Source organism: Aeromonas sp. QDB68 (genome assembly GCF_027707405.1).
In the GTDB taxonomy this organism is placed as follows: Bacteria; Pseudomonadota; Gammaproteobacteria; order Enterobacterales; family Aeromonadaceae; genus Aeromonas; species Aeromonas caviae.
Window position 1 is genome coordinate 60,137 of sequence record NZ_JAPCIQ010000003.1, and the last position, 11,701, is coordinate 71,837.

An 11,701-nucleotide genomic window follows, 5' to 3' on the forward strand; every position below is an offset into this window, starting at 1 on the left:
ATCAGGGCCCGGGCCTGTATTTGGCGGTGAGGCCAATCAGGAAGTTGCGCAGGATCTGATCCCCGCAATCCTGATAGTGCTTGTGATCCCTGGCGCGGAACAGGGCGCTCAGCTCGGACTTGGAGAGGTTGAAGTTCGCGAGCTTGAGGGTGCCCAGCATCTCCTCTTCCTTGTAGTTGAGGCCGATGCGCAGCTTGCGCAGGATCAGGTTGTTGTTGATCCGGTTCGGGATCACCTGGGGCGGGGCATCTTCCCGCACACCGCGGCGCAGGGCGATGAAGCCGTCGAGGAACTGGCTCAGTGCCGAGTCCGGGCAGGCGGCGAAGCCCGCTTCCTGTGCCTCGCCCTCTTCGGCCTCTTTCATCAGCCAGCCGTGCAACTGGGCATGGGTGATGGCCAGATTGCCCTTGGCAAAGATCTCGACCATCTGGTCGTTGCTGATGCTGAGGGCATAGCGCAGGCGGCGCAGAATATCGTTGTTGGTCATGTTGACTCCTGTGGAAACGGCGCAGATGTTACCACCTGCCGCCTGTCCAGTCAGAAAAAGCGCCTCAGTCGGTCAGGGCCAGGTAGCGGGGGGCCTCCTGCCTCACCTGCTCCAGGGCATCCTGCAGCTCCAGCAATTCGGGTTCCAGATCGCTCACGGCGACCCCGTCGCGCAGCTGCTGCTCGAGCTGGGAGAGCAGGCGTTGCAGACCCGGCACCCCGGAGTAGGCGCAGCCACCGTTGAGGCGGTGGAGCTGGGCCAGCACGTCTGCATCGTCGGCACTCCCTTCCAGCGCCGCCGCCAGGATGGGCTCCACCTCGTCGAAGCTGGCCAGCAGCATGGTCAGCATCTCCCGGGCGAGGGCCGGCTTGCCGGCGGCCTGACGCACGGCGAGGGGCCAGTCTATCTGCTGATCCCCGTGATTCTGGTGCCGCCGGTGGGCGAAGTCGGTGATGAGCTGCGCCAGCATCCCCTCGTCGATGGGTTTGGCCAGGTAGTCGTCCATGCCCTGGCGAATGAGGCGCTCCCGCTCACCGGGAATGGCATGGGCGGTGACCGCGACGATGGGGGTCTCGGTGTTGAGGGAGTGGTGGCGGATCGCCTGGGTGGCGCTGATGCCGTCCATGACGGGCATCTGGATATCCATGAAGATGATGTCGAACGGCTGGCTCTGGGCCAGGTTGACCGCTTCCTTGCCGTTCTTGCACACCACCACCTCGGTCACCATCTCCTTGAGCATGGCGGCGATGAGCTTGAGGTTGGCGGCGTTGTCATCCACCGCCAGCACCTTGACCGCCTGCACGCTGCGCGGCGTCGGCGCGGGCAGGGGGGCGCGGCGTACCGCCTCGGGGGAGAGCAGGGCGTGCAGCAATTTGCGATGGTTGATGGGCTTGGAGAGGCAGTGGACGGCGCCGTGGGCCAGCATGGCGTCGTAGAGGGCCGGCTCGTGGCTGCTGAGCAGCACTATGGTGTTCTGCTGGCCGTCCAGTCCGTCGAGACGGGCAATCACCTGCTGTGGGCTGTGCAGGGTGCTGCTGCCGATGAGCACCATGTCCTGGCTGCTCATCGGGGGCCACTCCTCGTCCACCGTCAGGGAGTGCACATCCAGGTGCCACTCTCCCAACAGGGCGAGCAGGGAGGCGTGAGTAAAGGGATCCGGCTCCAGCAGCCAGACCCGCTTGCCCTGGATGCGATCCAGCGGAAGCCGCTCGCTCTGGGGCAGGGGCGAGACATCCAGATCCAGGTGGAACGAGAAGACCGACCCCTTGCCGAGTTCGGATTCGAAGCGGATCTGGCCCCCCATCTGCTGCACCAGCTTCTGGGTGATGACGAGCCCGAGCCCGGTGCCCCCATAGCGGCGGGAGATGGAGGAGTCTGCCTGGTTGAAGGCCTGGAACAACTGGCGCTGCTGCTCTTCCGAGATGCCGATGCCGGTATCGCGAATCAGTACCCGCAGGCGCACCTTGTTGCCGTTCGATTCCCCGGTCTGCTCGACACGCACGTCCACGTTGCCTCGCTCGGTGAACTTGATGGCGTTGCCGGTGAGGTTGGTGAGCACCTGCTGCAGGCGCATGGGGTCGCCGGTGAGGTAGTCCGGCACGGCGGCATCCACCTGGAGGGAGAGTTCGAGCTGCTTGTCGTGGGCGCTCGGCCCCAGCAGGTGCATGGTCTCGTTGAGGGTGTCCCGCAGGCTGAAGGGGATGTGCTCGAGCTGTAGCTTGCCCGCCTCCAGCTTGGAGAAGTCGAGGATGTCGTTGATGATCCCAAGGAGGTTGCGCGCCGACTTCTCGATGGTCTGCATGTAGTCGGTCTGGCTCGGGGTCAGGCTGGTCTTGAGCAGCTGGCGGGTGAAGCCGATGACCCCGTTGAGAGGGGTGCGCAGCTCGTGGGACATGTTGGCGAGGAACTCGGACTTGACCCTGGCCGCCTCCTGGGCGCGCTTCTTCGCCATGTCGAGCTCGACGTTCTGGATCTCGATCTGCTCGAGGGTCTCCCGCAGATCCGACGTCGCCTGATCGATGTTCTGCTGCATCTCCTCGTGATATTCGGAGAGCGCCTTGGCCATGGCGTTGATGCCGTTCTTGAGCATGTCGAGCTCGCCGGTGAGCTGGCCGCTGACCCGGGTATCGAGTCGCCCCTCCCTGATCCGGTGCACCGCCTGCACCATGTCGGTGATGGGCTGGGTCACGCTCTTGACCAGACGGAAGCCGAACAGGGCGCTGATGGCCAGCCCGATGAGCACGATGATGACCGCGAAGAAGGCGTCGCGGTACTGCAGGACGATGGCCCTGTCCGTGGCGAGCTGCATGGAGATGTAGCCGATGACCGGCGGCTCCAGATCGCTTGGCAGCGGGAAGCCGTCCAGGCTGGTCTCTGCCTGGATGGGGGTGCGCAGTATGATGTCATCGCCGTTGAAGGAGACGCTGGTCAGGGCCGGGATGACGCTGCCGTCCGGCAGACGAAGCTGGCTGAAGTCCCTGTGGTAGTTGGACGTCACGAACAGCTGGTTCTCCTGGGTGAAGACGGCGATGGACTTGATGAAGGGCGAGTTCTTGCGATGGGTGAGCCCGATCAGCCGCTTGAGGGATTCGCGGCTGTGCTGTGTCATGCCGTATTCGCTGGCGATGGCCAGGGGCTCGATGATGTTGATGCCCTGATCGATGAGGTTGTTTTCCAACTGCTGATAGCGGTGGAAGGTGAAATAGCCGGCGATGAGGCCGCCAATGATGAGGGTCGGCAAGATGGTGAAGGCCAGCACCCGGGCCCTGAGACCGTACTTGGTCATGCCGCCGACCCGCCTTTCGCAAGAGAAGCCATGACCCGGGGCGCATGCAGGCACTGGGGTCGGGCAGGCAATACAGTCATTGTCGCTGTACGGGGTCTCAGGCCGTATCCGGTCATATCAATGGGCCACTTTTGGTCAGAATGGACGATGGGGCGGATGCCGCGGCTGGGGCCCTCAGGCCGTATTTGGTCATACGATTATTCTTGTGGGACAATGGTCTGCCGCAGATTCCACAATCATGACATAGCCACCTATAGGCACCAAGTTTTATGGCCCAGTTTTTCAAGCCCCAAAAGAAATCCACCCAGCCCCAACGTATTGAATTTACGGTAGACAGTCTGGATCACTACTGTGTCGGCGTCGGCCGTCATCAGGGCAAGGCCATCTTCGTCGAAGGGGCGCTGCCCGGCGAGGCCATCAAGGCCCGCATCATCGACGACAAGAAGCACTATGCCCACGCCGCCCTGCAACAGGTGGTGACCCCGGCGGCCAACCGGGTCGCCCCCTTCTGCGACCACTATCGCGAGTGTGGCGGTTGCAGTGCCCAGCACCTGGGAGAGGGAGATCAGCTGGCGGCCAAGGAGGAGGGACTGGTCAGCCTGTTCGAGCGCCTTGGCAACATCCAGGCGCCTACACTGGCACCTGCGCTGACGGGGGAGTCCCGCGCCTACCGCCGGGTCTGCCGTCTGGCCATCAAGTTTGACAAGAACGGTCGCTGCACCCGGGTGGGCTTTCGCCGTCGCCAGTCTAACGATCTGGTAGAGATTGCCGGCTGCCCTGTGCTGGCCGAGCCCCTCTCTGCCCTTATCGCCCCTCTGCGCGAATGCCTCAACCGGCTGAAGAGCCAGCGCGAACTGGGCCATGCGGAACTCATTCAGGGGGAGCAGGGCATTCTGATGCTGCTGCGCCACACCGGTCGCCCCACCGAGGCGGATCGGGCGCACTTGACTGAGTTTGCCACCGCCCAGGGGATAGACCTCTATCTGCAGGCGGCGGACGAGCAGATCGAACCTCTGCGTCAACAGTCTCAGCCAAGTTACACGCTGGATGGCCTGTCTCTTGCATTCGCTCCCGGCGACTTCATCCAGGTCAACGGCCCCGTCAACCAGCGCATGGTGGAGCAGGCATTGAGCTGGCTCGACGCAGGCAAGGATGACAAGGTGCTGGACCTCTTCTGCGGCATCGGCAACTTCACCCTGCCGCTGGCCCGTCAGGCCCGCGAAGTGGTGGGGGTGGAAGGGGAGCTCGCCATGGTGACGCGTGCACAGGAGAATGCCCGCCGCAACGGCATCGACAACGCCCGCTTCTACAAGGCGGACTTGAGCGGTGACATCGTGGGCATGTCCTGGGCCCGGGAAGGGTTCGATCTGGTACTGCTGGATCCGGCCAGACCCGGGGCGCTGGAGGTGATGAGCCACGTGGTAGCACTTTCCCCCAAACGGGTGGTCTATGTTTCCTGTAACCCGGTCACCCTGGCCCGTGACAGTCAGGTGCTGGTGCAGGGGGGCTACAAGCTGACCCGTCTGGGGATGCTGGACATGTTCCCCCACACTGGTCATCTGGAGTCCATGGCGCTGTTCGAACGGGGCTGAGTCGAGGCGACCGCATTATTCTGGATGAATCAAGATGCGGTCGTGATGATTTTTCGATGTGCATGATGCTGCCAGAGTGAGGTAAAACAGGTATTTCTCGCTGCCTTCAATGGGCAGGGCAGCATGCGGTTATCTTGGTTTTCCAGCGGCGGCAGCGCTGTTTGAGCGGGAGTGATTAGGGTAATCTAGGTCGTCGATAGTGGATCGGATGCGGGGAAGAGCCCTGTCACCTTGCGCGGTGACATGCCTTGAAAACTCTTTCATGCATCCCCATTTGAGGCAGTCATCAGTTGATGAGGGGATGAGGAGAGCATCGGCTTTCGACCCCACACTTTTAAGGATTGATACCATGGTTGCGGTGCGCGATATTCATTTGAAAGACAATTTCACTCTGGATGAGTGGGTCAGTTCCCTTACCCTGAGTGAAAGTGACAAGAATCAGCTGCGAACCGTCTACCAGTACTGCCTGACCCTGGGTGACGAAGCGCTCACCAACCGCCTGCTGGTGCGCGGGGTCGAGATGGTGGGCATCCTGCTGATGCTCAGCATGGATCTCGCCACCCTCAAGGCCGCCATTCTCTATCCCTTCGTCGAAGCCGGTCTCATCAGCCAGGAAAAGGTGAACGAGGACTTCGGCCCCAAGATCGCCAAGCTGGTGGAAGGGGTGCTGGAGATGGAGGCCATCCGCTCCCTGCAAACCCTTCACCGCAGCGAAACCTCGCCGGAGCAGGTGGACAACGTGCGCCGCATGCTGCTCGCCATGGTCGAGGACGTGCGCGCCGTGGTCATCAAGCTGGCGGAGCGCATCGCCTGCCTGCGTGAGGCGAAGAAGGCGGATGAGGAGACCCGGGTGCTGATGGCCCAGGAGATCACCAACATCTATGCCCCCCTTGCGAACCGCCTCGGTATCGGTCAGCTCAAGTGGGAGCTCGAGGATCTCGCCTTCCGCTACCTGCACCCGGACACCTACAAGCAGATCGCCAAGCAACTGGACGAGAAACGGCTCGACCGCGAGCGCTACATCCGTGAATTCGTGCAGTCCCTGCGCGATGCCCTGGCCGAGGCCGGCGTCGAGGCCGAGGTTTATGGCCGACCGAAACACATCTACAGCATCTGGCGCAAGATGCAGAAGAAGCACCTCGAATTCAACGAGCTGTTCGATGTGCGCGCGGTGCGGGTGATCACCAAGCGGCTGCAGGATTGCTACGCGGCGCTCGGTATCGTTCACACCCATTTCCACCATATTCCCCGCGAATTTGACGACTATGTCGCCAACCCCAAGCCCAATGGCTACCAGTCCATCCACACTGTGGTGGTGGGGGAGGAGGGCAAGACGGTGGAGATCCAGATCCGTACCGAGCAGATGCATCAGGATGCGGAGCTCGGTGTGGCTGCGCACTGGCGCTACAAGGAAGGGGCACAGGCCGCTGCCAAGACCAGCACCTTCGAAGACAAGATCGAATGGCTGCGCAAACTCCTCGCCTGGCAGGAGGATCTCTCGGAGAGCGGCTCCTTGCTGGACGATCTGCGCAATCAGGTGTTCGAGGACAGGGTTTATGTCTTCACTCCCAAGGGCGATGTCATCGACCTGCCGGCAGGGGCGACGCCGCTCGACTTCGCCTATCACGTGCACAGCATGATCGGTCACCGCTGCATCGGCACCAAGATCGACGGCCGTATCGTGCCCTTCACCTATACGCTGCAGACCGGCGACCAGGTGGAGGTGATCACCCAGAAGGAGCCGAACCCGAGCCGCGACTGGATGAACCCGAACGCCGGCTTCCTGCGCTCCAGCCGGGCGCGGGCCAAGGTGGCCACCTGGTTCAGAAAGCTGGACCGGGACAAGAACATCGCCGCCGGCAAGGAGCTGCTGGAGAAAGAGCTGGACAGACACAACCTCACCCTATCCAAGGTGGACAAGGTGGTGCTGGAGCGCTTCCATGCGGAGGAGCTGGAAGATTTGCTGGCCGGTATCGGCAGCGGCGACATCCGCATCAACCAGCTGCTCAATTATCTGGACACCCGCTACAACAAGCCGACGGCGGAAGAAGAAGATCGCCGTCTGCTGGAGAAGCTGGAGCAGAAGGCCAATGTGCCCTTCCGCCCCAAACCCAAGGATCACATCGTGGTGGAAGGGGTGGGCAACCTGATGACTCACATCGCCCGCTGCTGCCAGCCCATCCCGGGGGACGCCATCCAGGGCTTCATCACCATGGGACGGGGGGTTTCCATCCACCGGGAGGATTGCGAGCAGCTCAAGGAGCTGTCGCGTCGCAACCCGGAGCGCTTGATCGATGCGGTCTGGGGGGAGAACTACTCCGGCGGTTACGGTCTCACCATCCGCATTCTCTCCAACGACAGGTCCGGCCTGCTGCGCGACATCACCACCGTGCTCGCCAACGAGAAGATCAACGTGATGGGAGTGCGTTCGCGCTCCAACGTGCGCGAGCAGACCGCCGAAATAGACATGGAGCTGGAGATTTACAACATCAACGCCTTCAACCGGGCGTTGGCCAAGCTCAGTCAGCTCAACGACGTGATCAGCGCCAAGCGGCTGTAATGCTCAACCGACCGGCCCCAGTGGCCGGTCTGCATTTTCTCCCTCCTTGTAGAGCATTGAAGACGGATATCATGCGCCCCATCTCCGTCCGCCATGGCTCCATATCATCTGGAACAATGGCGTGAGCGGATATTCATGAACCCCATTTACCGAATCGAAAGTGAGTTGCCCATGTCCCAACGCTACGACCTTCCCCAACTGCTCGACATCATGGCCAGATTGCGTGACCCGAACGGGGGCTGCCCCTGGGATCTCAAGCAGAGCTTCCAGACCATAGTGCCGCACACCCTGGAGGAGGCCTACGAGGTGGCGGATGCCATCGAGAGCGAAGATTGGCAAGGGCTGAAGGGGGAACTCGGTGATCTGCTGTTCCAGGTCGTGTTCTATGCCCAGCTCGGCAAGGAGCAGGGGTTGTTCGACTTTGCCGACATCGTCGATACCGTGAGCGAGAAGCTCATTCGCCGCCACCCCCATGTTTTCTCCGATGCCGATCTCGGTGACGAGAAGGCGGTCAAAGCGAACTGGGAGGCGGAAAAGGCGAAAGAGCGTGCGGCGCTCGACAAGGAGAGCGTGCTGGACGATATCCCCCTCTCCCTGCCTGCCCTGACCCGGGCAGCCAAGATCCAGAAGCGCTGCGCCACCGTCGGTTTTGACTGGAAGACCCTGGGGCCCGTGGTGGACAAGATCCACGAGGAGATCGAGGAGGTGATGGAAGAGGCGCTGATGGTAGACGTGGACGAGACTCGGGTGAGCGACGAGCTCGGCGATCTGTTGTTTGCCACTGTCAACCTGGTGCGTCATCTGGGCAAGGATCCCGAGCAGGTGCTGCGGGCTGCCAACACCAAGTTTGAGCGTCGTTTTCGTCAGGTTGAACACTTTATTGCCGCAGAAGGTCTGAAAATGACGGATTGCTCCCTGGAGAAGCTGGACGAGGCCTGGAACAAGGCCAAGGAAACCGAGCAAAGTTGATTTGGCGCAAGACGGGGCGGCGGGGAGCCTGATAGATTTTTGTTCATTGTTTGGGAGTGGGGGTTTTGGTATACTGTTTCCCCGTCCTGCTTCATCCCCGAAGCACCCCTTAAAATTCCCTAAACTTCTTTCAGGTTCAGCATGACGACCAAATATATTTTTGTGACTGGTGGCGTTGTTTCATCCCTCGGCAAAGGCATTGCCGCAGCTTCTCTGGCAGCCATTCTGGAAGCCCGTGGTCTGGATGTAACCATCATGAAACTGGACCCGTACATCAACGTGGATCCGGGCACCATGAGCCCGACCCAGCATGGTGAAGTGTTCGTAACCGAGGACGGGGCCGAAACCGATCTGGATTTGGGCCACTACGAGCGTTTCATCCGTACCAAGATGACCCGCCGCAACAACTTCACCACCGGCCGCATTTATGCGGATGTGCTGCGCAAGGAGCGTCGTGGTGACTATCTGGGCGCCACCATCCAGGTGATCCCGCACATCACCAACGCCATCAAGGAGCGGGTGATTGCTGGTGCCGAAGGCCATCAGGTTGCCATCGTCGAAGTGGGCGGTACCGTGGGCGACATCGAGTCCCTGCCGTTCCTTGAAGCCATTCGTCAGCTGGCGGCCATCGTGGGTCGCAACAATGCCATGTTCATGCACCTGACCCTGGTTCCTTACCTGGCCGCCGCCGGCGAGGTGAAGACCAAGCCGACCCAGCACTCCGTGAAAGAGCTGCTCTCCATCGGTATCCAGCCGGATGTGCTGATCTGCCGCTCCGACCGCGCCATTCCGGCCAACGAGCGTGCCAAGATCGCCCTGTTCTGCAACGTGCCCGAGCGCGCCGTCATCTCCATGAAGGATGTCGACTCCATCTACAAGATCCCGGCGCTGCTGAAATCCCAGGGTCTGGACGGTTACATCACCGAGCGCTTCGGCATCGAGTGCAAAGAAGCCGACCTGGCCGAGTGGGAACAGGTCATCTATGAAGAGGCCAACCCGACTGCCGAAGTCACCATCGGCATGGTGGGCAAGTATGTTTCCCTGCCGGATGCCTACAAGTCCGTCAACGAAGCGCTCAAGCACGGTGGCCTGAAGACCCGTCTCTCCGTCAACATCAAGTACATCGACTCCCAGGACATCGAGACCCGTGGCGCCGAGCTGCTGGAAGGTCTGGATGCGATCCTGGTACCGGGCGGCTTCGGCGAACGCGGCGTGGAAGGCAAGATCCTGGCCGCCAAATATGCCCGCGAGAACAAGATCCCGTACCTCGGTATCTGCCTGGGCATGCAGGTCGCTTTGATCGAATACGCCCGCAACGTGGCGGGCATGGAAGGGGCCCACTCCTCCGAGTTCAAGAAAGACAGCCCGTACCCCGTGGTCGGTCTCATCACCGAGTGGGTGGATGACGAAGGCAACGTCGAGACCCGGACCGAGAAGTCCGATCTGGGCGGTACCATGCGTCTTGGCTCCCAGCTCTGCCACCTGGTGGAAGATTCCAAGGTGCGTCAGATGTACGGCAGCCCGACCATTTACGAGCGCCACCGTCACCGTTATGAAGTGAACAACAAGCTGCTGCCGCAGATTGAAGCGGCAGGTCTGAAGGTGACCGGTCTCTCCGCCGACAAGAAGCTGGTGGAAATCATCGAGATCCCGGATCACCCCTGGTTCGTGGCCGCGCAGTTCCACCCGGAGTTCACCTCGACTCCCCGTGATGGCCACGCCCTGTTCGCCGGTTTTGTGAAGGCGGCGGGCGAGTATCAGAAGCGTAATTTGAAGTAATTGAAAATAAATGCGGTTGGGGCTCTGTGCCACAGCCGCTTTTTTTGGCATATTTTTGTTGTTTTTTTACGAAACCTGAGGAAATACACATGTCCAAGATCGTTAAAGTGATCGGTCGTGAAATCATCGACTCCCGTGGTAACCCGACCGTTGAGGCCGAAGTTCACCTGGAAGGTGGTTTTGTTGGTATGGCAGCCGCTCCGTCTGGCGCGTCCACCGGTTCCCGCGAAGCGCTGGAACTGCGTGACGGCGACAAGAGCCGTTTCCTGGGTAAAGGCGTGCTGAAAGCCATCGAAGCCGTCAACGGCCCGATCGCTCAGGCTCTGCTGGGTAAAGATGCCAAGGACCAGGCCACTGTCGACCAGATCATGATCGACCTCGACGGTACCGAGAACAAATCCAAGTTCGGCGCCAACGCCATCCTGGCTGTTTCCCTGGCCAACGCCAAAGCTGCCGCTGCTGCCAAAGGCATGCCGCTGTACGCCCACATCGCCGAGCTGAATGGCACCCCGGGCGTCTACTCCATGCCGCTGCCTATGATGAACATCATCAACGGTGGTGAGCACGCCGACAACAACGTCGACATCCAGGAGTTCATGATCCAGCCGGTTGGCGCCAAGACCCTGAAAGAAGCCGTTCGCATGGGCGCAGAAGTGTTCCACAACCTGGCCAAAGTGCTGAAGTCCAAGGGCTACAACACTGCCGTCGGTGACGAAGGTGGTTTCGCTCCGAACCTGAAATCCAACGCCGAAGCGCTGGAAGTGATCGCTGAAGCCGTTGCCGCTGCCGGTTACAAACTGGGCACCGACATCACCCTGGCCATGGACTGCGCTGCGTCCGAGTTCTACGACGCAGAGAAGAAAGAGTACAACCTGAAGGGCGAAGGTCGTATCTTCACCTCCAACGGTTTCTCCGACTTCCTGGCTGACCTGACCACCAAGTTCCCGATCGTCTCCATCGAAGATGGCCTGGACGAGTCCGACTGGGAAGGCTTCGCCTACCAGACCGCCGAACTGGGCAAGAAAATCCAGATCGTGGGTGACGACCTGTTCGTAACCAACACCAAGATCCTGAAGCGCGGTATCGACAACGGCATCGCCAACTCCATCCTGATCAAGTTCAACCAGATCGGTTCCCTGACCGAAACTCTGGCTGCCATCAAGATGGCCAAAGACGCTGGCTACACTGCCGTCATCTCCCACCGCTCCGGTGAGACCGAAGACGCGACCATCGCCGACCTGGCTGTGGGTACCGCTGCTGGCCAGATCAAGACCGGTTCCATGAGCCGTTCTGACCGTGTTGCCAAGTACAACCAGCTGATCCGTATCGAAGAAGCCCTGGGTGCCAAGGCTCCGTTCCGTGGTCTGAAAGAAGTGAAGAACCAGGCTTAATTTTCGCCTGCGCTCATGCTTCACAAAGCCCCGCCATCTGGCGGGGCTTTTTCGTTCTGCGCTTATGGGCGTGTGCGAACTGCATTTTTTATTCCGACCAACCCATCCGGCACACAGGCTTTCTTTTGTCTTGCCTGC

General features: G+C 60.8%; 7 protein-coding genes. 5 read left to right on the forward strand and 2 right to left on the reverse strand.

Going from position 1 to position 11,701, the window contains the following annotated elements; all coding sequences use genetic code 11:
* Position 1: 1 nt before the first annotated feature.
* Together PG892_RS01675 and barA are read right to left on the reverse strand one after the other, a co-directional pair.
* Positions 2-487: a DUF1456 family protein gene (locus PG892_RS01675; RefSeq protein ID WP_010675634.1), complete on the reverse strand. Its 486-nt coding sequence runs from the start codon at positions 485-487 to the stop codon at positions 2-4.
* A gap of 64 nt (positions 488-551) precedes the next feature.
* Entirely contained in the window at positions 552-3,272 is a 2,721-nt protein-coding gene (gene barA, locus PG892_RS01680) for a two-component sensor histidine kinase BarA (protein WP_042016226.1), read from the reverse strand.
* A gap of 269 nt (positions 3,273-3,541) precedes the next feature.
* On the opposite strand from barA, the gene rlmD reads away from it, so the two are divergent.
* From rlmD to eno, 5 genes are all read left to right on the forward strand, one after another.
* On the forward strand, positions 3,542-4,864 hold the full coding sequence (rlmD, locus tag PG892_RS01685) for a 23S rRNA (uracil(1939)-C(5))-methyltransferase RlmD (RefSeq protein WP_270825093.1): 1,323 nt from the start codon (positions 3,542-3,544) through the stop codon (positions 4,862-4,864).
* A gap of 349 nt (positions 4,865-5,213) precedes the next feature.
* On the forward strand, positions 5,214-7,424 hold the full coding sequence (gene relA, locus PG892_RS01690) for a GTP diphosphokinase (RefSeq protein ID WP_270825094.1): 2,211 nt from the start codon (positions 5,214-5,216) through the stop codon (positions 7,422-7,424).
* A gap of 171 nt (positions 7,425-7,595) precedes the next feature.
* Positions 7,596-8,393, forward strand: coding sequence for a nucleoside triphosphate pyrophosphohydrolase (mazG, locus tag PG892_RS01695; RefSeq protein ID WP_043154806.1), 798 nt, complete (start codon positions 7,596-7,598; stop codon positions 8,391-8,393).
* Positions 8,394-8,534: 141 nt separating this feature from the next.
* Positions 8,535-10,172, forward strand: a complete 1,638-nt coding sequence (pyrG, locus tag PG892_RS01700) for a glutamine hydrolyzing CTP synthase (protein ID WP_039041042.1) — start codon at positions 8,535-8,537, stop codon at positions 10,170-10,172.
* Positions 10,173-10,261: 89 nt separating this feature from the next.
* The gene (gene eno / locus PG892_RS01705) at positions 10,262-11,563 is read left to right on the forward strand and encodes a phosphopyruvate hydratase (protein ID WP_043154803.1); all 1,302 of its coding nucleotides are present in this window, start codon (positions 10,262-10,264) and stop codon (positions 11,561-11,563) included.
* The last annotated feature ends 138 nt before the right edge of the window (positions 11,564-11,701 follow it).